Annotated in this window: 18 protein-coding genes; 8 read left to right on the top strand and 10 right to left on the bottom strand. The window is 73.4% G+C overall.

The features are described from left to right. Positions 1 to 53: 53 nt before the first annotated feature. From KBY32_RS18770 to KBY32_RS18780, 3 genes are all read right to left on the bottom strand, one after another. A complete protein-coding gene (locus KBY32_RS18770) occupies positions 54 to 656 on the bottom strand; it encodes a TetR/AcrR family transcriptional regulator (RefSeq protein WP_210980860.1) in 603 nt (200 codons plus the stop codon). A 69-nt stretch (positions 657 to 725) separates the two neighbouring features. Further along, positions 726 to 1,421: a response regulator transcription factor gene (locus KBY32_RS18775; protein ID WP_308293753.1), complete on the bottom strand. Its 696-nt coding sequence runs from the start codon at positions 1,419 to 1,421 to the stop codon at positions 726 to 728. Beyond that, positions 1,418 to 2,257, bottom strand: a complete 840-nt coding sequence (locus tag KBY32_RS18780) for a sensor histidine kinase (protein WP_210980861.1) — start codon at positions 2,255 to 2,257, stop codon at positions 1,418 to 1,420. The genes KBY32_RS18775 and KBY32_RS18780 overlap by 4 nt, the downstream gene beginning before the upstream one ends. 139 nt (positions 2,258 to 2,396) lie before the next feature. Here KBY32_RS18780 and KBY32_RS18785 point away from each other — a divergent pair, with 139 nt between their 5' ends. After that, entirely contained in the window at positions 2,397 to 3,104 is a 708-nt protein-coding gene (locus tag KBY32_RS18785) for an ABC transporter ATP-binding protein (RefSeq protein WP_055624061.1), read from the top strand. Beyond that, positions 3,101 to 5,416 carry an FtsX-like permease family protein gene (locus tag KBY32_RS18790; protein ID WP_210980862.1) on the top strand — a complete coding sequence of 772 codons (2,316 nt, stop codon included), beginning with the start codon at positions 3,101 to 3,103 and terminating at the stop codon, positions 5,414 to 5,416. The genes KBY32_RS18785 and KBY32_RS18790 overlap by 4 nt, the downstream gene beginning before the upstream one ends. Before the next feature lie 21 nt (positions 5,417 to 5,437). Here the strand turns inward: KBY32_RS18790 and KBY32_RS18795 are convergent, their stop codons facing one another. The 6 genes from KBY32_RS18795 to KBY32_RS18820 form a co-directional block, all read right to left on the bottom strand. Beyond that, positions 5,438 to 8,317, bottom strand: coding sequence for a glycoside hydrolase family 2 TIM barrel-domain containing protein (locus KBY32_RS18795; protein WP_210980863.1), 2,880 nt, complete (start codon positions 8,315 to 8,317; stop codon positions 5,438 to 5,440). 12 nt (positions 8,318 to 8,329) lie between these two features. Continuing rightward, positions 8,330 to 9,145 (bottom strand): carbohydrate ABC transporter permease, encoded by an 816-nt coding sequence (locus KBY32_RS18800; protein ID WP_210980864.1) that lies wholly within the window; start codon positions 9,143 to 9,145, stop codon positions 8,330 to 8,332. Between the two features lie 41 nt (positions 9,146 to 9,186). Then, positions 9,187 to 10,131, bottom strand: coding sequence for a carbohydrate ABC transporter permease (locus KBY32_RS18805; RefSeq protein WP_210980865.1), 945 nt, complete (start codon positions 10,129 to 10,131; stop codon positions 9,187 to 9,189). Between the two features lie 20 nt (positions 10,132 to 10,151). After that, positions 10,152 to 11,411 carry an ABC transporter substrate-binding protein gene (locus KBY32_RS18810; RefSeq protein ID WP_210980866.1) on the bottom strand — a complete coding sequence of 420 codons (1,260 nt, stop codon included), beginning with the start codon at positions 11,409 to 11,411 and terminating at the stop codon, positions 10,152 to 10,154. Positions 11,412 to 11,602: 191 nt separating this feature from the next. Continuing rightward, on the bottom strand, positions 11,603 to 12,826 hold the full coding sequence (locus KBY32_RS18815; RefSeq protein WP_210980867.1) for an ROK family transcriptional regulator: 1,224 nt from the start codon (positions 12,824 to 12,826) through the stop codon (positions 11,603 to 11,605). A gap of 125 nt (positions 12,827 to 12,951) precedes the next feature. Then, a complete protein-coding gene (locus tag KBY32_RS18820) occupies positions 12,952 to 14,205 on the bottom strand; it encodes an FAD-binding protein (RefSeq protein WP_210980868.1) in 1,254 nt (417 codons plus the stop codon). A 121-nt stretch (positions 14,206 to 14,326) separates the two neighbouring features. Between KBY32_RS18820 and KBY32_RS18825 the strand changes: the two genes are divergently transcribed. The 6 genes from KBY32_RS18825 to KBY32_RS18850 all read left to right on the top strand — a co-directional run bounded on the left by KBY32_RS18825 (position 14,327) and on the right by KBY32_RS18850 (position 21,780). Continuing rightward, a complete protein-coding gene (locus KBY32_RS18825) occupies positions 14,327 to 15,337 on the top strand; it encodes a hydroxyacid dehydrogenase (RefSeq protein ID WP_210980869.1) in 1,011 nt (336 codons plus the stop codon). Positions 15,338 to 15,450: 113 nt separating this feature from the next. Then, the gene (locus KBY32_RS18830; RefSeq protein ID WP_115504677.1) at positions 15,451 to 16,770 is read left to right on the top strand and encodes a radical SAM protein; all 1,320 of its coding nucleotides are present in this window, start codon (positions 15,451 to 15,453) and stop codon (positions 16,768 to 16,770) included. Between the two features lie 201 nt (positions 16,771 to 16,971). Then, positions 16,972 to 18,450: a cellulose binding domain-containing protein gene (locus KBY32_RS18835; RefSeq protein ID WP_210980870.1), complete on the top strand. Its 1,479-nt coding sequence runs from the start codon at positions 16,972 to 16,974 to the stop codon at positions 18,448 to 18,450. Positions 18,451 to 18,678: 228 nt separating this feature from the next. Then, positions 18,679 to 19,788: a ribosome small subunit-dependent GTPase A gene (gene rsgA, locus KBY32_RS18840; protein WP_210980871.1), complete on the top strand. Its 1,110-nt coding sequence runs from the start codon at positions 18,679 to 18,681 to the stop codon at positions 19,786 to 19,788. Between the two features lie 70 nt (positions 19,789 to 19,858). Beyond that, positions 19,859 to 21,265: an AlkA N-terminal domain-containing protein gene (locus tag KBY32_RS18845; protein WP_210980872.1), complete on the top strand. Its 1,407-nt coding sequence runs from the start codon at positions 19,859 to 19,861 to the stop codon at positions 21,263 to 21,265. Then, complete coding sequence (locus KBY32_RS18850) at positions 21,262 to 21,780, top strand: methylated-DNA--[protein]-cysteine S-methyltransferase (RefSeq protein ID WP_374224962.1); 519 nt, start codon at positions 21,262 to 21,264, stop codon at positions 21,778 to 21,780. The genes KBY32_RS18845 and KBY32_RS18850 overlap by 4 nt, the downstream gene beginning before the upstream one ends. Position 21,781: 1 nt before the next feature. On the opposite strand, the gene KBY32_RS18855 is transcribed toward KBY32_RS18850, so the two are convergent. After that, the gene (locus tag KBY32_RS18855; RefSeq protein WP_210980874.1) at positions 21,782 to 22,264 is read right to left on the bottom strand and encodes a DUF456 domain-containing protein; all 483 of its coding nucleotides are present in this window, start codon (positions 22,262 to 22,264) and stop codon (positions 21,782 to 21,784) included. Positions 22,265 to 22,312: the final 48 nt, after the last annotated feature.

Raw genomic sequence — 22,312 nt, forward strand, 5'->3', positions numbered from 1 at the left:
TGCGGGCCAGGCGTCGTGAGCCGGGCTCCACTTTTGTTCGGAGCTCTAAGTGGTCAGCGGGGCGCCTGGGGTGGCCGCCCGCCGAGCCCGCCCCGCGGCCAGTGCGAGAGGGCCACGTGCAGGGCGTCGACGGCCCGGTCCCAGGACTCCTCGACGTCCCGGGGGGCGCCGAACGCCCCGGTGGACTCCAGGGAGCAGTAGCCGTGGAAGGTACTGCGCAGCAGCCGGACGGCGTCCGTGAGGTCGGGCTCCTCGAGGCCGTAGGCGCGCAGCATGCCGTAGGTGATCTCGGCGGTGCGGCGCAGGGCGGGGGAGTCGGCGATCAGCTCCTGGTCGATCGCCATCTGGGTCGCCGCGTACCGTCCGGGGTGCTCCAGCGCGTACGCCCGGTAGGCCGCCGCGAAGGCGACCAGGGCGTCCTTGCCGGCGCGTCCCGCCACGGCCGCCGCGATCCGGTCGATCATCTCGCCGCCGGCCAGCAGCGCCACCCGGGTCCGCAGGTCCTGGAGGTTGCGGACATGCGAGTAGAGGCTCGCGTCCTTCACACCGAAACGCCGGGCCAGCGCGGACAGGCTGACGTTCTCGAACCCCACCTCGTCGGCGAGCTCGGCCGCCGCCGCGGCGAGGCGGTCGGCGGTCAGTCCTGCGCGGGCCATGGAGGTCCTTCGGTGGTGAGAGGCGGGGTGACAAGCGGAGATGCTAGTCGCCGGGTGCGGGCGGGGGCCTCACGCCCGTCCGTCGGAGCCGCCCGGCCGGACCAGGCCGGTCTCGTACGCGAGGACGACCGCCTGGGCGCGGTCCCGCAGGTCCAGCTTGGCGAAGATCCGGGCCACATGGGACTTCACCGTCGCCTCGCTGAGCGTGAGGTGCGCGGCGAGCTCCGCATTGGACAGACCCCGGCCGAGCAGCGTCAGCACCTCCAGCTCGCGCGGGGTCAGCGCGGCCAGGTCGGCGGGGACGGCCGGCTGCCCGGCGGTGTCCCCGGCGGCGAAGCGCTCCACCAGACGGCGGGTGATGGCGGGCGCGAGCAGCGCGTCGCCCGTGCCGACCAGGCGTACGGCCGCCGCCAGGTGCTCGGGCGTCACGTCCTTCAGCAGGAAGCCGCTCGCCCCCATCGCCAGGGCCGCGTACACATACCGGTCCAGGTCGAAGGTGGTGAGCATCAGCACCCGGCAGTGCGGCGCCTCCCGGAGGATGCGGCGGGTCGCCTCCAGGCCGTCCATGGTGGGCATGCGGATGTCCATCAGGACGACGTCCGGAACGAGTTCACGGGCCAGCGTCACCGCCTCCACGCCGTCCGCGGCCTCGCCGACGACCTCGATGCCGCGCACCGTCAGGATCAGCCGGAAACCGGTGCGGATCAGGGTCTGGTCGTCGACGACCAGCACCCGGGGCCCGGGCCCGTCCACCGGCGCCGTCACGGCCGGTCCAGGGGGATGCGGGCGCGGACCCGGTAACCGCCGCCGAGGCGCCGGCGGGCGTCCAGGTCACCGCCGTACAGCGCGACCCGCTCGCGCAGGCCCAGCAGACCGCGGCCGGTGCCCTCGCGGGGGCGGGGCACCGCCGGGCCGCCCGTCAGCACGCTCGGGCCGGTGGTGAGCACCTCGACGCGCAGCGCGTGGTCGGCGTAGCGGACGCTGACCTCCGCCCGGCCGCCGTCGCCGTGCCGGAGGGCGTTCGTCAGAGCCTCCTGGACGATGCGGTACGCCGTCACGTCGATGCCCGGCGGCAGCGGGCGCGGCTCGCCGGAGATCCGCACCTCCACGGGCAGCCCCGCGAACGACACCCGGTCCACCAGCTGCCCGAGCCGGTCGAGGCCGGGCTGCGGAGCCGGCACGGACGCCCCGCCCGTCCCCGGGTCCCCGTCCGCCTCGTCCCGGCCGTCCGCCGGCGGGGCGAGCACCCCCAGCAGATGCCGCAGATCCGTCATCGCGCCCCGCCCCGCGTCCTCCACGGCCCGCAGAGCCGCCGCGGCCTCGTCCGGCATCGTGCCGAGCACCTCGCGGGCCGCACCCGCCTGGACGACCATGAGGCTCACCGTATGACTGACGATGTCGTGCAACTCCCGTGCGATCCGGTCCCGTTCGGCCGCGACGGCCGTGCGTGCCGCGCTCTCCCGCTCCCGTTCGAGCAGCCAGCCGCGCTCGCCGACGGCCGCCCGCCACCGCCGCCGCGTCCGCACCAGCGCGGCGGCCAGCACGACCACGGCCGCCCACGCCACCGCCGCGGCGGCCCAGCCCGCGTTCCAGTCCCCCATGGGGACAACCCTGGCAGACCGCCGGGGCCGCGCGCATCGGCCGGGCGATGCAGTGCCTGCATCCCGGGGATGAGAGGACGCCCGGATGCCATCCGGAGAGGGATGTCCGCGGCGGCGCGCGGCTCGTAGCGTCGTGTCTATGGTCACCGAGGACAGCGAACACGACACCGTCGTACGGCTCGACGGCGTACACAAGGAATACGGGGAGACGACGGCGCTGGCCGGGGTGTCCCTGGAGATCAGGGCCGGTGAGGCGGTCGCCGTGATGGGGCCCTCGGGGTGCGGGAAGACCACCCTGCTCAACATGATCGCCGGCCTGGACCGGCCCACGGGCGGCAGCGTCGTCGTCCACGGCGAGAACGTGGGGGAGGCGAGCGAGAAGGAACTCGCCCTGTACCGGCGGCACCGGATCGGCATGATCTTCCAGTTCTTCAACCTGATCGACGACCTGTCCGCCCTCGACAACGTGGCGCTGGCCGCCCAGCTGACCGGCACCCCCGCCCGGCAGGCCCGGCGCCGCGCCCTGGAACTCCTCGACGAACTCGGCGTCGCCGACCGGCGCAACGCCTACCCGGCCGTGCTCAGCGGAGGCGAGCGCCAACGCGTCGCCGTCGCCCGGGCGTTGATGAACCGCCCGGCCCTGCTGCTGGCGGACGAGCCGACCGGCGCCCTCGACAGCCGGGCCGGGGAACAGGTGATGGACCTGCTGCTCGACCTCAACCAGATCGGGCAGACCCTGATCCTGGTGACCCACGACGCCCGGCTCGCCCGGCGCTGCGCCGGCCGGCTCGTCGAACTCGCCGACGGCCGGGTGACCGGCGAACAGGCCCTGGAGGTGTCCGCGTGAGGGCCGTGTGGCGGGCCGCGCGCGCGGCGGTACGGCGCCGCAGGCTCCAGACCCTCGTCATCGCCCTGGTCACGCTCACCTCCAGTACGGCCCTGGTGTTCGCCCTCGGCCTGCTCGACGCCGCCTCCGCCCCCTTCGACAAGGCGTTCGGCGCACAGCGCGGCCCGCACATGGTCGCCGTCCTCGACCCGGAGAAGGTCACCGACGAGCGGCTCGCACGGGTCGGCGACCACCCCGGCGTCGAGGCGATGGCCGGCCCCTTCCGGCAGGCCACCGTCGAACTGCCCCGGGACGCCATGGAGTTCGGTCTCGGCACCGAGATCACCGTCGTCGGCCGCGCGGACCCGGGCGGGCCCGTGGACCGGCTGGACCTGTGGGCGGGGCGCTGGGCCACCCGGCCCGGCGAGATCGTCCTCAACCGGCAGTCCGACTGGACCGCGGACGACCTCGGCAAACGGATCCCGGTGCGGCCGGGCGGTCCCGCCCTCACCGTCGTCGGGTTCGCCTTCGACCTCAGCCGGACCGCCGACGCCTGGGTGGCGCCCGGCCAGATCGGCGCCCTGCGCCCGACCGCCACCCAACTGCTGCTCCGCTTCCCGGACACGTCCTCCGAGTCCCGGCTGCGCGCCCAACTCTCCGATGTCACCGAGACGTTGCCGGACGGTGCGCTCACCGCGTCCCGGTCGTATCTCGCCCTCAAGCACCAGGTGAGCAGCTCGGCCCGCGCCTACACCCCGTATCTGACGGCCTTCGGCGTCCTCGGGGTGGCGGTGGCCGTGCTCATCGTCGCCAACGTGGTGAGCGGCGCGGTGATCTCCGGCTTCCGGCAGATCGGTGTGCTCAGGGCGCTCGGCTTCACCCCGGGCCAGGTGGTCGCCGTCCACCTCACGATGGTCTCGGTGCCGGCGGTCGCCGGCTGCGCGCTCGGCACGGCCCTCGGCAACCTGCTCGCCCAGCCCTTCTTCGGGGCCGTGTTCACCGGGCCCGACGCGGGGGTGCTGCACGACAGCGTCTCCGTCTCGGGCCGGGTCGACGCCGTCACCCTGCTCGGCCTGCCCGCGGTCTGCCTCCTCGCCGCGCTGGCGCCCGCGCTGCGCGTGCACCGGATGCCCGCGGCACGGGCGATCAGCGCCGGCAGCGCGCCACGCGCCGGACGGGCGCTGCGCCTGCAGCGGCGGCTCGCCGGCAGCGCGCTGCCGCGCCCGGTCAGCCTGGGCGTGGGCCTGCCGTTCGCCCGGCCCGGACGCAGCGCCCTGACGCTGGCGGCGGTGGTCCTCGGGGTGACCACGGTGACGTTCGCGACGGGACTCGCGACGACGATGGAACGGTTCGGCACCGCCGGGCGGGACGCCTTCCAGGTCACCGTGTACGCCTCCCGGTACCACGACGGCCGGGAGATCCAGCCCCGCCACCCCGACCCCGCACTGCACGCCCTGCTCGCCGGTCTGCCGGGCGCCACCGAGGTCACCGCCCGCTCCGCCGTGGACGTACGGCTGGTGGGCTCGGCGCACCCGGTGCTCCTGGAGGGGCGCCGCGGGGACCGCCTCCCGCTCGGCGACGTGCTCACCGGCGGCCGGTGGATGCGCGGCGACCACGAGGTCGTGGCCGGCTCGGCCTTCCTGCGGCAGAACGGCGTACGGATCGGCGACCGGATCACCCTGGAGAAGGGCGGCCGGGATCTGCGGGTGCGCGTCGTCGGGGAGTTCATGGGGAACAACGCCCGGGTCGTCGTCTCCGCCTGGCCGGCCGTCACCGCGCTCGCACCCGACGAGAAGCCCATCGCCTACCACGTCAGGCTCCGTGCCGGCGCCGACCCGGACGCCTACGCCCGCGCCGCCCGGGACGCCGACACCGGGGTGACCCCGGCGCCCCGCGGCCCGGACACCGTCACCCGCACCATCGTGGGCTCCGCCACCGCCCTCACCCTGATGCTCGCGCTGGTCGCCGCGCTCGGCGTGTTCCACACCGTCGTCCTCAACACCCGTGACCGGCGCCGCGATCTGGGCACGCTGAAGTCGATGGGCATGACCCCGGCGCAGGTCACCCTGATGACGGTGACGTCGATGGGGGTCCTCGGCGTCCTCGGCTCCCTGCTCGGCATCCCGCTGGGCGTGGCGGGCTACGAAGTCGTCGTCCCGCGCATGGCGGACGCCGTGGACATCACCCTCCCCGCGTACATGACCGACGTGTGGCGGGCCCCGGCCCTCACCGCGCTCGCCCTCGCCGGGGTGGCCATCGCCGTGCTCGGCGCCCTGGTGCCGGCCCGCCGCGCCGGACGGCTCACCATCGCGGAGGTGCTGCGCGGCGAGTGACCGGGGCGGCGGGCCGGGGCCTCAGTCGGCCTCGGCCGCCGAGAACACGAAGGAGAACTCGGCGGGCCCGGGCCACAGCTGGTACCGGGGGAGCGGGCCCGGACCGCAGGACTGGGAGCCGATGCCGTGCAGCCGATGGTCCAGGTGGACCCACACCGTGTCCCCGGGGACGAGGTCGGTGCGGTGCCGGGCGGCGTCCAGCTGCTCCGTGGTCCAGGGCCTCGCCGTGAACCAGAACTCCGGTTCGCCGTCGACCCGCAGACCGCCGATCTCCGCCCACCGCACATCGGCGCGGGCGCCGTTCTCCTGCGGGCGGACATAGGGCGTCTGGAGCTCCCGGACGCTCGCGTCCCACAGCAGGTCCTTGGACGCCGCCCGGGTGTCCGGGTACGACTCGTTCCCGCCGCCGAACCAGAAGACGGCGTCCTCGGGGGTGGCTCCGGGGAGGCCGAAGCGGATGCCGAGCCGGGGCAGCGGGACCCGCCACTCGCCGTCCGGCACGACCGAGACGGTCAGCCGCACCCGGGTGCCGTCGGAGGTCCAGCGGTACACCGTGCGCAGGCCCATCTCCCGGGCGGCGGGCGCCACCCGGGTCCGTACGGTCAGCGCGTCACCGTCCGTCTCGACGGCCTCCAGCCGGTGCCGCATCCGGTGCAGGCCCAGTTCGCGCCAGAGCGGTCCGTACCGGGTGCCCGTCTGCCAGGCCGCCCCCTCGTCGTTGTCGGTGGTCGCCCGCCACACGTCCAGCAGCAGACCGCTCACCGGCACACCGAGGAGGGTGCGCGGCGCGCCGGTGCGCGCGTAGAAGACCGCGGGGCCCAGAGCGATCCGGTCGCCGTCGACAGTGGGGCGTACGCCGGTCGCCGCGGGCGCCGGGGCGCGTCGGGTCACCGTCCCCTGCGCCCAGGCCACCTCGTGGTTCCGTCCGGCCCAGGGCGTGTCCTCGGCGAGCCGCGCCTCCACCGTCCACCGCACCTCCTCGCCCCTGCCGTCCGGGGCCTCGGGCAGCTTCACCTCCGCCGACTCCCCGGGGGCGAGCGGGGGCACGGCGAGCGGGCGCGCCCCCGTCGGCATGCCGTCCACCTGGTAGGAGAACGAGAACTCCAGATGGGTCAGATCCGCGAAGTCGTACCGGTTGGTCACCCGTACGGTGCCGTCCGCGTCGCCCGCCTCGATGCGGACCGGCTCTATCACCTTCTTGTACTCGATCAGGCCCGGCGACGGCGTGCGGTCCGGGAAGAGCAGCCCGTCGCAGACGAAGTTGCCGTCGTGCAGCTCCTCGCCGAAGTCACCGCCGTACGCGTAGCCCAGATCGGGGTGCTCGACGCCGTGGTCGATCCACTCCCAGACGAAGCCGCCCTGGAGCCGCTCGTACCGCTCGAACAGCTCCTGGTACTCGGTGAGCCCACCGGGGCCGTTGCCCATGGCGTGCGCGTACTCGCACAGGATCAGGGGCAGTTGGCGCCTGCGGTGGGTGCCGCCGTCCAGGCCCCGCGCGATCCGCTCCACCTCCTCGTGCGACGGATACATCCGCGAGTACACGTCCGTGTCGCGGCAGCCGAGGTCGCCCTCGTAGTGCACCGGGCGGGACGGGTCCCGGCCGTGGATCCAGTCGGCCATCGCGGTCAGTCCGCGTCCGGTGCCCGCCTCGTTGCCGAGCGACCACATCACCACCGACGGGTGGTTCTTGTCCCGCTCCACCATGCGGGCGGCGCGGTCGAGCAGCGCGGGGGTCCAGCGGTCGTCGTCGACGGGGTTGTCCCGCCACTCCTGTTCGACGAAGCCGTGGGTCTCCAGGTCGCACTCGTCGATCACCCACAGCCCGTACTCGTCGCACAGGTCGAGGAAGGCCGGGTGCGGCGGGTAGTGCGAGGTGCGCACCGCGTTGACGTTGTGCCGCTTCATCAGCAGCACGTCCTCGCGCATCGTGCCGAGGTCCAGGGCGCGGCCCGTGCGCGGATGCCACTCGTGCCGGTTGACCCCCTTGAACAGCAGGGGAGTCCCGTTCACCTTGATCAGGCCGTCCTCGACGACGACCGTACGGAAGCCGATGCGCACAGGGACGCGCTCGCCCGCCGTGACCAGGACGCCGTCGTACAGCCGGGGCGTCTCCGCCGTCCACGGCTCGACCGGAAGCGTCACCGGCTCCCCGGCCGCCACGTCGACTCCCAACTCCTCGACAAGCACGCGCCCTTCGGTGTCGGAGTCGACGCGCAGGGTGCCCGTGCCGGTGACATGGTCGTAGGAGGCGTGCACGAAGAAGTCGCCCACGCCGCCCACCGGCCGGTGCAGCAGGGTCACGTCACGGAAGATGCCGGGCAGCCACCACTGGTCCTGGTCCTCCAGATACGAGCCCGCCGACCACTGGTGGACCCGGACCGCGAGCACGTTCCCGGCCGGCTCCAGCAGATGCCCGACCGCGAACTCGTGCGGCAGGCGCGAGCCCTTGAACTCCCCGAGCTCCGTGCCGTTCAGCCAGACCCGGGCGCAGGACTCCACACCGTCAAACCGCAGCAGCGCCTCCCCGTCCGCGGGCCAGTCGCCGGGCAGGTCGAAGACCCGCAGATGGTCGCCGGTCGGGTTCTCCGTCGGGACGTGCGGGGGGTCCACCGGGAACGGGTAGAGGTGGTTGGTGTAGATCGGCGCGCCGAACGCCCCGTCGCCCTGCAGCACCCAGTGCCCGGGCACCGCGACCTCGGCCCAGCCCCCGGCGTCGAACCCCGGTGCGGCGAACGCCTCGTCCTCGGCGTCCGCGGTCGCCGAGACCCGCAGCCGCCACCGGCCGTTCAGGGACAGGGAGCGCGCGTCCGAGTCCGCGTACCAGGCACGCGGAGGCAGCGCTCCGCTACCGGGCGACACGTCCTCGACGTAGCCATGGGCGGGGGAAGTACGCACTGACATGTGTCTCCTTGCTCAGCCCTTGATGCCGGTCTGCGCGATCCCCTGCACCAGCCAGCGCTGGAGGAAGAGGAACACGAACAGCAGGGGCAGGATGGATATCGCCGTCGCCATGAAGATCTGGTGGAACACGACCGTCTGCCCGGTCGTGTACGACGACAGCGCGACCTGGACGGTCCACGCGCCGGGGTCCTGGCCGATGACCAGCGGCCACAGGAAGGAGTTCCAGCCGTTGATGAAGGTGATGGTGGCGATCGCCGCGAAGAAGTTCAGCGAGTTCGGCACCACGACACGCCAGTACGCGCCCCAGTGACCGAGCCCGTCGACCCGCGCCGCCTCCTCCAGCTCCCGGGGGAACCCCAGGAAGTACTGCCGGAAGAGGAAGCACGTGAAGCCGCTGAACAGGCCCGGGACGATGAGCCCCCGGTAACTGTCCACCCAGCCCAGCGAGGACACCAGCACGAAGCTGGGGACGAACGTCACCGCCGTCGGCACCATGAGAGTGCCCAGGACGACGTAGAACACCTTGTCGGCGTGCCGGTACGGGATGCGCGCCAGGCCGTAGCCCGCCAGCGAGCACACCAGCAGGACGCCCGCCGTGTGCAGCACGGCGACCACGGTGGAGTTCCACAGCGAGCGGGCGAACGGCACCTGCGAGTCGTCGAACGGCGCGGTGACGTTGCCCCACTGGATGTCGGTCGGGAAGAGGGTCCAGTCCTCGCCGGTGATCTGGGCGTCCGTGGACAGCGCGTTGCGGACCAGGACGTAGAACGGCACGAGGAACAGCAGCGCCGCGACGCCGGTGGCGATGTACAGACCGGTGCTGCTCATGACGCCGCCGCGCCTCGTCCGTTTCCCTGGTGCGGTGGTGGTCACTTGACGCCCTCCCCCCGGCCGAAGCCCATGAGCCTGCCCTGGAACAGGGTCACGAGGCAGATCAGCGCGGTCAGGATGACGGCCCCCGCGCTGCCGGCGCCGTAGTCCTGGTTCTCGCCCAGCGCCTTCAGATACAGCTCGACCAGCGGCGGCCGGCCCCAGGTCGTCTTGTCCAACAGGTTGTAGAACTCGTCGAACGCCTGGTACGCGGCGACGAGCAGCAGCAGGACGACCGCCGCGGAGGTGGCCCGCAGTTGGGGCAGGGTGATGTGCCGGAAGGTCTGCCAGCCCGGCCGGGCCCCGTCGATCGCGGCGGCCTCGTACAGCTCGCCCGGGATGTTCTGCAGCGCGGCCAGGAACAGGATCATGTAGAAGCCGGCCTGGAGCCACAGCCGCGCGGTGACGATGACCAGCCAGTACCAGGGCGGGTCGGGGTCGGCGAGCCAGGCGATGTTCTCGACGCCGAACCAGCCGAGGACGGTGTTCATCAGACCGAAGCGCACCCCGCTGAACAGGGACATCTTCCAGATCAGCGCGGCGGCGACATAGCTGCACGCGGTCGGCAGGAAGAACACCGAGCGGAAGAAGCCCCGCAGGAACCGCAGCCGGTGCACCAGCAGGGCCAGCGCCAGCGACAGCGCCCAGGTGGTGGGCACGATGAACGCGGCGAACACGGTGAAGGTGCCGAGCGACCCGACGAAGTCGTCGTTGGTCAGCATGTGCCGGTAGTTGTCCAGCCCGATGAACTTCTCCGGGGTGACCGTGAACCGGGCCTCGAAGAAGCTGAGATAGACGCTCCAGCCGATCGGGACGTAGATGAAGAGGGCGAGCCCGATCAGGAACGGCCCGGTGAACAGCCAGAATTGAAGAGCGTTGCCACGGCGGAGCCCCTGCCGGCGCGGTGCGGGCCGCGCGGGGGCGGATTCGGTGGTGGTCGGCATGTCGTGATCCGTCCGCCGGCCTATCCGAAGAGCTTCGTCAGCTCACGGCCGACCGCCTTGTCCGCCTTGTCGAGGGCGGCCTCCGGGTCGCCGCCCTTGCGGACGCAGTCGGCGAAGACGTCCTCCAGCGCGGTGATCATGGCCTGGGTCCAGCCGATGTTGTCGAAGTGCCCGTACTCGTTGAACAGTTCGACACCCTCGGCGGCCAGCCCCGACTTGAGCTTGTCCGCCCGCTCCGCGATCGAGGTGCGCGGCGGTATGTGAAAGCCGTAGGAGGTGGCCCAGTCCTCCTGGTGGTCCTTCTGGTCGATCCACAGCCACTTCACGTACTCCTTGGCCTCGTCGACATGCCTGCCCTTGGCGTTGACGAACATCGACCAGCCGCCGTTGTAGACGGAGGGCGCGCCATCGTCGGTGACCTTCGGGAAGGGGAAGACGCCGAGATCGTCGCCGAGGGCCTGCTGCATCTGCGGCATCGCCCACATCCCGCAGAACTGGATGGCGCACAGGCCCTGGTTGAGCGCGGACGGGTCCCAGTAGTCGGTGGGGGCGCCGAGCAGGAGGTCGCCGCTGGTGAACAGCGAGCGCATCTTCCGCAGGCCCTCGACCACACCGTCCGTGTGATAGGCGATCTGGTTCTTCTCGTCGAGGGTGTCGGCCCCGGCGGACCAGATCATCGGGTTGATGACGGCGTGCAGATCGTTGCCGAGGTAGAGGCCCTTCACCTTGCCGGTGGTGAGCTTGGCCGCCGCCTCGATCAACTCGTCCAGCGTTTCCGGCACTTCCACGCCCGCCTTCTCCAGGAGCGACGGACGGTAGAAGAAGAACTGCGGGTCGTCGATCATGCGGATGCCGTACGTCTTCCCGTCGACCGTGTGCGAGGCGATGTCGGCCGGGTTGAAGTCGTCCTTGACGGGCTCCACGAGGTCGGTGAGGTCGGCGACCTGCCCGCTGCGGACCAGCTGGATCTGCGGATGGAACTCGAAGACGTCCGGGGCGTTGTCGGTGAGCAGGGTCGCGAACAGCTTGTTCTCGAAGTCGTTCGACGTGATCCACTGCGTGCTGACGGTCGCGCCCTTGTACGCCTTCGCGTACCTCTTGACGGCCTGTTCGGTCCCGGCCTCGCCGTACGCGTGGAAGTACTGCGTGAGACGGGTGCCCGACCCGCCGCCGCGGCCGGTGTTGCCGCCGCACGCCGTCAGCCCGCCGGCGGCGGCCAGTCCCATGGCGGCCCGGAGAACGGTACGGCGGTCCCAGTTGCTCTTGCTCGATGCCGACATGCTGACGTCCTTGTCTCGAGTGCGGCTCTGCGCCGCCCGTGGCCGGCGGGGGCCCGGCGGCAGGCGGTCCAAGGAGGGTGCGGTGCCGGACGCTAACCTTCGGCCAATACTTCGGCAAGGGGTTGGACGAAGTCTGTGCGAAGCGTTGTGCGCCGTTCGGCATACCGGACGCGACTGCCCCTGAGGGGCCGTCAGGAGGTGGACACCGTACGGCTCTTGATCCGCTGCCCCACGGACTGCAGGGCGCCCTCCAGGGCGAACGTGGCCGCGCCCAGACAGACCGGGTCGGTGGGGATGGGGGACAGGACGATCCGGGTGCCGGTCAGCGGCCGGCGCAGCGCGTGCCGGGCCACCGCCTCGCGGACCTCGCGCAGCAGCGGCTCGCCGAGCGCCGCCGCCACCCAGCTGCTGAGCACCACGACCTGCGGGTTGAGCAGGTTCACCAGGTCGGCGATGCCGGCGCCGAGATAGCGGGCGGTGCGCCGGACCGTCTCGAGGGCCACGGGGTCGTCGGCGGCCACCGCGCGGGCCAGCGCGTCGATCGTGGCCGTCTGGTCGCCGTCGTGCAGCAGCGGGCTCGCGGGGTCCACCTCCCGCAGGTTCCGCATGATGCCGGGCGCCCCCACATACGTCTCCACACAGCCGTGGTCGCCGCAGTGGCACGGGCGGCCGTCCAGGACGAGCGTCGTATGGCCCCACTCGCCCGCGCTGTTGCTCACGCCCCGGTGCAGTCCGCCGCCGAGCACCAGGCCCGCGCCGACGCCGGTGCCGAGGTTGACCACCACGGCGTCCTCGCTGCCCCGTGCCGCCCCGAACCACAGCTCGGCCACCGCGCAGGCGCGCAACGGGTTGTCCAGGTGCAGCGGATAGGCGATGTGCTCGGCGAGCAGATCGAGCAACGGCACGTCGTGCCAGTCCCAGTTGGGCGCGTACTCGCACACGCCCGTCGCCCGGTCCACCTGCCCCGGCACGCTCACCCCGACGCCCAGCACCCGCGCGCCCTCCGCCCCGGCCTGCGCGACCACCGAGCCGACGGCGGCCGCGACATGGCCGACGACCTGCTCGGGCCGGCTCTCCCCGGGGCGCATCTCCTCGTCCGCGCGGGCCAGCACCTTCAGCGCGAGATCGAAGAGCTCCACCCGGACGTAGGTCTCCGCGATGTCGACGCCGATCAGGGTGCCGCCGGACGCGTGCACGGCGACGAGGCCCCGGGGACGGCCGCCCGCCGAGTCCTCGAAGCCGACCTCCGTGATCATCCCCAGGTCCAGCAGCTCGCCCACGAGGGTGGCCACCGTGGCCAGGCTCAGCCCGGTGGCCGCCGCCAGCTCCTGCCGCGAGGTCGGCGACGCGGCGATGATCTGGCGCAGCACCTCGTAGCGGTTCGCGGTACGGATGTCGCGTGACGTGCGCTTCACGGGGTGCCCCCGTCCCTTCGTCCGGGCCGGGCGGATGGGCACCGGCGCGGCGTCAGGCTATGGCGTGCGCCCGCCGTTGGACAAGGGCTTAGGAAAGGGGCTGTACGAAGTCCCCCGCAGCCTCTTCACTCGCCCAGGACATCCCGTACGAACGCGTTGGCGAACGTGCCCTTCGGGTCCAGCTCACGCGCCAGCGCCCGGAAGTCGTCCAGGCGCGGATACCGGTCGCGCAGCACCCCGGCGGGCGTCGTGAACACCTTCCCCCAGTGCGGCCGGGGCGCGAAGGCGTCCAGCGCCGCCTCCAGCCGCCGCACCACCGGAAGCACCGCCGCCGTGTCCTCGATCCACGTGAAGTGCAGGGCCACCGTGTCCCGCCCGTAGGACGGGCTGAGCCACTGTTCGTCGGCGGCGACCGTGCGCACCTCGCAGGTCTGCAGGACCGGGGCGACCGTGTCCCGGATCGCGTCGACCGCGTGCAGGGCCTCCAGCGCGCGGTCGCGGGGCAGCAGATACTCCGACTGGAGCTCGGCGCCGCTGCTCGGCGTGAACTCGGCCCGGAAGTGCGGCAGCCGCTCGTGCCACGGGCCCGGCACCCCGAACTGCTCGGTGCAGTTGACCGCGGGCATCCCCGGCACCGGGTGCAGCTTCTCGGTGGCGGGCGCGGCCCCCGTGATCTCCGGCAGCGGCTGGTCGGTGCGCCGCTTGAGCCACACCTGCCTGAAGCCCGGCGCACGCCAGTCGGTGAACAGGCTGACGCTGTACGCCGCCGACATCACCGCCTCGAACGCCGCCGTGTCCAGTCCGGCCAGCGGAAGCTCGGTGAACACGTGCTGCTCGACCTCGAAGGCGGGCTCCAGGTCCAGGGTGAGCGCGGTGACCACGCCGAGCGCGCCCAGCGAGGTGACGGCACCCCCGAACCGCGGATCGTCCCGGCCGATCCGCACCACCGAACCGTCGGCGGTGACCAGCTCCACCTCGCGCACGGCCGACGCCAGCGAGCCGTTGCCGACGCCCGAGCCATGGGTGCCGGTGGCGACGGAACCGGCCACCGAGATGTGCGGCAGCGACGCCATGTTCGGCAGCGCCAGGCCGTGCGTGTGCACGGCGCGGGCCAGCTCGGCGTACCGGGTGCCGCCCGAGACGCGGACCCTGCGCGCGGCGCCGTCCACGTCGACCAGCGGGGGCAGGGCCGCGATGGACAGCAGGACCCCGTCCGGACCGGGCTCGGCGATCTCGTTGAAGGAGTGCCCGCTGCCCAGCACCCGCACCCGTGTGCTCGCGGCCACCAGGGCGGCCACCTTGTCGACCGAGGCCGGGCGGTGCAGCTCCCCGGCGCCGTAGGTGATGTTGCCCGCCCAGTTGGTGATCGTCCCGGTCATCCTGTCGCCCTTCACGGTGCGTGTCTGTCGCGTTGACCCTCTCATCCGCGGATGCCTACGGTAGAGACCGTTTTCCACGACCGACGTCCCGGGCCCATTCCACCGAGCCGGAGGCCACGCGTTGACCCAGCGGCCGTACGCCGTCTTCGCCCTGTCCGCGGAGAACGTCCCCCTGGTCTTCCCGCCCCCGGTGCTGGCCCGGCTGCGCGAGACGGTGGACATCGACGCGGCCCTGGTCGCCGAGGACTTCACGGATCCCCGGGTGAAGGACGCCCTGGCCCGCGCCGAGATCCTCGTCACCGGCTGGGGCGGCCCCCTGCTGGACGCCGCCGCCCTGGACGCCGTCCCGCGTCTGCGGGCCGTGCTGCACGCGGCCGGGTCCGTCAAGGGGATCGTCACCCCCGAGGTGTGGCGCCGGGGGATCGCGGTGGGCTCGGCGGCGGCCGCCAACGCGCTGCCCGTCGCCGAGTACACGCTCGCCATGATCCTGCTCTCCGGCAAGGACCTCTTCGCCGTGCGCGACCGGCTGCGTGCCGAGCGGGACGCCTTCAATGGCTGGGGGCTGCTCCCCGGCATCGGCAATCTCGGCCGCCGGGTCGGGGTGATCGGCGCCTCGCGCATCGGCCGCCGGGTCATCGAGCTGCTGCGCCCCTTCGACCTGGTGCCGGCCCTGACCGACCCGTACGCCGACGAGGAGACGGCCGCCGCCCTCGGCGTCCCGCTGCTGCCGCTGGACGAGCTGCTGCGCACCTCGGACGTCGTGACCCTGCACGCCCCCGCCACCCCCGAGACCCGGCAGCTGATCGGCGCCCGCGAACTCTCCCTGATGCCGGACGGGGCCGTCCTGATCAACACCGCGCGCGGCTCGCTCCTAGACCACGACGCCCTCGTCACCGAGCTGCGCACCGGCCGGCTCTCCGCGATCCTCGACGTCACCGACCCCGAGCCGCTGCCCGCCGGGTCACCCCTGTACGACCTGCCGAACGCGGTGCTCACCCCGCACCGGGCGGGCTCCCAGGGCAACGAGACGGCCCGGCTGGGCCTCGTCGTCGCCGAGGAGGCCGCCCGCCTGGCCGCCGGTTCACCCCTCGCCCACGCCGTCGACCCGGCCGCGCTGGCACGCGAGGCGTGACCCCCGGCACACGCCACGACCTGCTGGAAGGGGCCCCGGCGCGGCCCGCCCGAGGGCAGGGGCATACCGTGAGGAGTCGTACGCAGAGAGCCTGTGCCGGGAGGAGATTACGGATGGGCAGCCGCACCGCACTGGTCGAGGATCTGATGGAGCGATTCCCGCACGTTCCGCGGGAAGCCGTCTTCAAGGAGGATCTGCTCCGGGGCGGGGTCGCCTTCGACCCGTCGGCCCTGAGCGACAACGAGGGCGGTGAGGTCAAACCGAAGTCGTACTTCATCTTCTCGTTCGACCACGGCACCCTGCCCGAGCTCGGCGAGGCCGCCCTGCGGCGCCCGCCCGAGGAGATCATCCTCACCGGCGGCCCCTACGACCTGCGCCGCACCGTCGTGTCGGTCCGGGTGAACCCGGCGTCCCCCTACCGGGTCGCCGCCGACGAGCACGGCATGCTCGGCCTCTACCTGGACGGCAAGCGCATCTCCGACGTCGGTGTACCGCCGATGCCGGAGTACTACCGGCACAAGCTGTCCAACGGGAAGTCCGTGATGGAGGTCGCCCCCACCATCCAGTGGGGCTACCTGATCTACCTCACCGTCTTCCGGGTCTGCCAGTACTTCGGCGCCAAGGAGGAGTGCCAGTACTGCGACATCAACCACAACTGGCGCCAGCACAAGGCGGCCGGGCGGCCCTACACCGGCGTGAAGGACGTCGAGGAGGTCCTCGAGGCGCTGGAGATCATCGACCGGTACGACACGGCGAAGGCGTCCACCGCCTACACCCTCACCGGCGGCGCCATCACCAAGACCGTCTCCGGCCGTGACGAGGCCGACTTCTACGGCCACTACGCCAAGGCGATCGAGGAGCGCTTCCCCGGCCGCTGGATCGGCAAGGTCGTCGCCCAGGCGCTGCCCAAGGACGACGTGCAGCGCTTCAAGGACTACGGCGTGCAGATCTACCACCCCAACTACGAGGTGTGGGACGAGTACCTGTTCAAGATGTACTGCCCCGGCAAGGAGCGGTACGTCGGCCGTGACGAGTGGCACCGCCGCATCCTCGACTCCGCGGAGATCTTCGGCGCACGCAACGTGATCCCCAACTTCGTGGCCGGTGTGGAGATGGCCGAGCCGTTCGGGTTCAAGACCGTCGACGAGGCGATCGCGTCCACCACGGAGGGCCTGCGCTTCTTCATGTCGAAGGGCATCACGCCCCGCTTCACCACCTGGTGCCCCGAGCCGACCACCCCGCTCGGCAAGGCCAACCCGCAGGGCGCGCCGCTGGAGTACCACATCCGGCTGCTCCAGGCGTACCGGCAGACGATGGAGGAGTTCGGCCTGTCGTCGCCCCCCGGCTACGGCGAGCCCGGCCCCGGCCGCGCGGTGTTCTCCGTGAGTTCCTTCATGGACAGCCTTCCCGCGGAGGAGTCCAGCACGGTATAGGTGGGGTGACGGGTGAGCCGGACGGGGTCCGCATCCGTACAAGGGGCCACGGGGGCGGGGCGCCACGGTCCGTCATGAGCTCTGAACACAGCGCTTGTCAGTTGTGACGGAGACGTGCAAAGCTCCTGCCCTGCCGCGAGGGTCCCCTCAACTCCCCTTTCCCTGGGGTGAGTTGACCTCGGATGTGGATGCAGGAGACTCATGCCCGACCTGCCGACCCCTCAGGACGCCACCGAGGCCGCCCTGTTCGCCGAGTGCTGGGACGCCGTGCTGTCGTACGCCGACCTGTGCACGGTCGGCCCCGAGTCGGCGGGCCATCTGGCCTCGGAGGCCTTCGCGGCAGGGCTGCGCGAGGCCCGCGAGGCCGGGACGGGACCGGGCGCCGCCCGCCGCCCCGCCCGGCTGCCCCGTATCCCCCTGCTGCTGGTCGCCGTGCGCACCACGGCGGCCGCCTGGGAGGAGAGCGGCCGGGGCGACGGCCTCGACCCCGACCTGCGGCTGTGGCTCAACTCCGAGCACGCCGCCCGCTACACCGGGCCCCCGCTCGGGCGTCCCGTCGCGCTGCGCGGACTGCGCGACATGCAGGAACCGGACGCGGCCCTGCTCTGGCTCACCGAGGTCGAGGCGCTGCCGCCGCACGTCGTCGCCCGCACCCTGGGCCTCGACCCGGCCACCGTCTCCGACGAGGTCGCCCAGGTGCGCGGCCTGTTCCGGGACCGCTGCCGGCGCAACCACCTCGACACCCCGATGGACGCGCGGTGCCGCAGCTACGCCCGCCTCCTCGACGCCGTGCACCGCTCGCCCGCCGCCGACATCCCCGGCGACCTCTCCCGCCACCTCGCCACCTGTGTGCCGTGTGCCGAGGCCGCCGCCTGTCTGCGGCCGCACGGCGGAGGGCTGCCCGCCGCCCTCGCCGGGGGCGTCCTCGGCTGGGGCGGACTCGCCTATCTGGAGCGCCGCCGCCGGGCCGCCGAGGCCCGTCTCGCCGCCCACCCCGGCGCGGACCCGGACGCCCCGGCCCGCCCCGGCGCCCACAAGGCGCGGATGGTCCGCGGCGCCCTGCTCGTCACCGCCGTCCTCGTCTCCGCGCTCGCCCTCGCCGTGTCGATGACCCAGGGCGGCTCGTCCGCCGGCACCGGCGCGGCCGACGGCGACCTCTCCGCACGCCGGCCCGTCACCGACCCCGGCTTCTCCCTGCCGGTCACCGCCGCCACCCGCCCGGCCTCCAAGACGCCGAAGCCGTCCGCGAGCCCTTCGCCCCGCGCGGACCGGGCGACCCGTGACCCCGATCCCGAACCGCAGGGCACCCCGTCCACGACGGCCCGCCCCAGGACACCGCGGCCGTCCACGGCCGAACCCCCGTCCTGCACGGCGGTCTACGACGTCGTCAACGAGTGGACCGACGGTTTCCAGGCCATCGTCACCGTCACCACCGACCGCGCCCTGGACGACTGGCGCGTCGCCTGGTCGTTCCGGGACGGCCAGCGGGTCGGCCAGATGTGGGACGCCGAGTACGCCCAGAACGGCCCCCGGGTCACCGCCACCGCCGCCGACTACAACAAGTCCGTCGCGGCCGGCGGCAAGCTGACCTTCGGCTTCCTCGGCTCCTGGCGGGGCGCCAACTCCCCGGCGTACGACCTCACCCTCGACGGCAGGACCTGCGCCCTGAAAACCGGTTGACGGGCGGGAGCGCGGCCCGGCAGAGTGACGGCGTTCCCACAGCGGTGGCCCCTGGCCGCCGCGGTCCGGCGGAAGTGACGAGGAGGTGTCGACCGATGGCTGTCATCGCGATGAGCGCTGCCCGCATGCGAACCATCCCGTCCACCTCCGTGGCCGCCGGCTGACACCCACCTTCCTCGCGCGTCCTCACGCGCGACGGCCGGGGCCGCCCTTGTGAAGGGTCACCCGTTGACTTCCAGCTCTGCCGCTTCCTCCTCCGTCCGCACCGCTCTCGCCCCCTACGGCTGGGACGAGGCATGGGCGGACGCCTTCGCGCCGCACGCGGCCGAAGGACTCCTCCCCGGACGCGTCGTCCGCGTCGACCGGGGCCAGTGCGACGTCGTCACCGCCGACGGCGTCGTCCGCGCCGACACCGCCTTCGTCACCCCGCACGACCCCATGAAGGTCGTGTGCACCGGCGACTGGGTCGCCGTCGACCCCGAAGGCGCCCACCCTCGCTACGTCCAGGCGTATCTGCCGCGCCGCACCGCCTTCGTGCGGTCCACCTCCTCCAAGCGGTCCGAGGGGCAGATCCTCGCCGCCAACGTCGACCACGCCATCGTCGCCGTGTCGCTCGCCGCCGAACTCGACCTGGGCCGGATCGAGCGGTTCCTCGCGCTGGCCTGGGAGTCGGGCGCCCAGCCGGTCGTCGTCCTCACCAAGGCCGACCTGGTGCCGGACGCCATGACGCTCTCGTACCTCGTGCGGGACGTGGAGACCACGGCCCCCGGCGTGCCCGTGCTCCCGGTCAGCAGCGTGGACGGGGACGGCCTCGACGTGCTCGTCGCCCTGGTCGGCGGAGGCACGAGCGTCCTGCTCGGGCAGTCCGGCGCCGGCAAGTCCACCCTCGCCAACGCGCTGCTCGGCGAGGACGTCATGGAGGTGCGGGCCACCCGGGACGTGGACGGCAAGGGACGGCACACGACCACCACCCGCAACCTCCTCGCGCTGCCCGGCGGCGGGGTCCTCATCGACACCCCGGGCCTGCGCGGCGTCGGCCTCTACGACGCGGAGACCGGCGTCGGCCAGGTCTTCTCCGAGATCGAGGCCCTCGCCGAGGGGTGCCGCTTCCACGACTGCGCCCACGAGGCGGAGCCCGGCTGCGCCGTCCTGGCCGCGATCGACTCCGGCGAGCTGCCCGTCCGCCGGCTGGAGAGCTACCGCAAGCTCAAGCGGGAGAACCAGTACATCGTCGCCAAGACCGACGCACGGCTGCGCGCCGAGATGCGCCGGGAGTGGAAGCGCAAGGGCGCGCAGGGCCGGGCCGCGATGGAGGCCAAGCGCGGCCGGCTGCGGTGACGCGGGCCCGTCCTGCTCGGTGTCCGATTCCCGCCAGCGCCGGCCCGCGGCGGGGCGGACACTGGACAGCGTGAAGGACGAGGACAGCAGGTACGAGGCGGTGCGCAGCCGCGACGCCCGGTTCGACGGGGAGTTCTTCTTCGCCGTCGAGACGACCGGCGTCTACTGCCGCCCCAGCTGCCCGGCGGTCACGCCGAAGCGGCACAACGTGCGGTTCTTCCCGACGGCCGCCGCCGCGCAGGGCTCCGGTTTCCGGGCCTGCCGGCGGTGCCGTCCGGACGCCGTGCCCGGCTCCGCCGCCTGGGACGTACGGGCGGACGTGGCCGGGCGGGCGATGCGGCTCATCGGCGACGGGATCGTCGACCGGGAGGGTGTCGCCGGGCTCGCCGCACGGCTCGGCTACAGCGCCCGGCAGGTGCAGCGGCAGCTCACCGCCGAGCTCGGCGCCGGGCCCGTCGCGCTGGCCCGGGCCCAGCGGGCCCACACCGCGCGGGTGCTGCTCCAGACGACCGGCCTGCCGATCACGCAGGTCGCGTTCGCCGCCGGGTTCGCCAGTGTCCGCCAGTTCAACGACACGATCCGGGCCGTCTACGCCCGCACCCCGACCGAGCTGCGCGCCGACGCACCCCGCGCCGGCCGCCCCGCCGGGCGTACGGCCGCCCCGTCCGCGGGCATCCCGCTGCGGCTCGCCCACCGGGGCCCATACCACGCCACAACGGTCTTCGACCTGCTCGCCGAGGAGGCCGTGCCCGGCGTCGAGGAGGTCACCGGACCGCCCGGCGACCGCCTCTACCGCCGCACCCTGCGGCTGCCCCACGGCAGTGCCGTCGCCGCCGTCGCGGAACGGGCACCGGCGTCCGGCCGGGGCGGGGCCGCCCACCCCGGGGGCTGGCTCGACGCCCGGCTCCACCTCACCGACCTCCGCGATCTCACCACCGCCGTACAGCGGCTGCGCCGGCTGTTCGACCTGGACGCCGACCCGTACGCCGTCGACGCGCGGCTCGGCGCCGACCCCCGGCTCGCGCCCCTGGTCGCGGCCCGGCCCGGACTGCGCTCGCCCGGCGCCGCCGACCCCGGCGAACTGGCCGTACGGGCCCTCGCCGGGCCCGGGCGGGCCGCCGAGCTGGTGCGCCGGTACGGCAAGACGCTCGACGCGCCCAGCGGCGGCCTCACCCATCTGTTCCCCGAGCCCGCCGTGCTCGCCGGCGCCGAACCCGGCGGCGCGCTCGGCGCGCTGACCACCGCCCTCGCCGACGGCGCCCTGCGCCTCGACGCGGGCGCCGACCGGGACGAGGCGTACCGTGCCCTGCGGGACCTGCCCGGCCTGGACGCCCGTACCGCCGCCGTGATCCGTACCCGCGCCCTCGCCGACCCGGACGTGGCGCCGCCCGGCACCGACCTGCCCGACGCCTGGCGGCCCTGGCGCTCCTACGCGCTGCGCCATCTGCGCGCCGCGGGCGAGCCCGACCCCCGATGACCACGACCGAGAGGACCGCCATGGCCCCCCGTATCCCCTGGACCGAGGTCGACAGCCCCCTCGGCCCCCTCCTGCTCACCGCCGACCCCGCCACCGGCGCCCTGACCTCCGTGTCCGTGCCGGGCCAGAGGGGCGGCCGTACGGTCCTCGCGGACTGGCGGCACGACCCCGGGCCCTTCCGCGCCGCCCGGGAGCAGCTCGCCGCCTACTTCGCCGGGGAGCTGAAGGAGTTCGACCTGGAGCTGAGCGCGCCGGGCAGCGAGTTCCGCGAGCGGGTCTGGACCGCCCTCGACGACGTCCCGTACGGGGCCACCACGACCTACGGCGAGATCGCCGCGCGCATCGGCGCGTCCCGGCCCGCCGTCCGGGCCGTCGGCGGCGCGATCGGCGCCAACCCGCTGCTCGTCGTACGCCCCTGCCACCGGGTGATCGGCGCCGACGGCTCCCTCACGGGGTACGCGGGCGGGCTCGACCGCAAGATCCGGCTGCTCACCCTGGAGGGCACCCTGCCGTAGGTCAGCCCCACATGACCGCGCCCAGCCAGGCGCCCGCGATCAGCTGGCAGGTGAACAGCTCCGTCAGCACGCTCCATCCGCCCGAGCGCATCGCCGTGCGCACCGCGGCCCGCGCCTCGCCGTGCCGGCCGAGGCGGCGCCGGGCCTCCAGATAGGCGCCGCCCAGGAACCCGGGCACCGAACCGACCACCGGGACGAGGAAGAATCCCAGGAACGAGCCCGCCGCCGCGTACACCGCCGTCCGGCGGCCGGCCCAGCCGGGGCGCAGGCGCCGGGGCGGCAGCGCCCAGCGCACCACCTGGGAGAGGAACAGCGCGACGGTCGCCCCGACGAGCACCCACCACGTCACCGGCTCGACGTCCGCGAGCGCCCACCACAGGACGGCCGCCCACACGAGCCAGGACCCCGGCACCCCGGGCACCATCACCCCGCACAGGCCGAGCAGGAGGACCAGGCCCACCAGCACGAGGTCCCAGACTCCCATCTGACCAGAGTGCAGGAGCACGCGAGGACGCGCAGATCAGGCACTGCC

The organism is Streptomyces sp. RK62 (assembly GCF_018070255.1).
GTDB classification, from domain to species: Bacteria; Actinomycetota; Actinomycetes; order Streptomycetales; family Streptomycetaceae; genus Streptomyces; species Streptomyces nigra.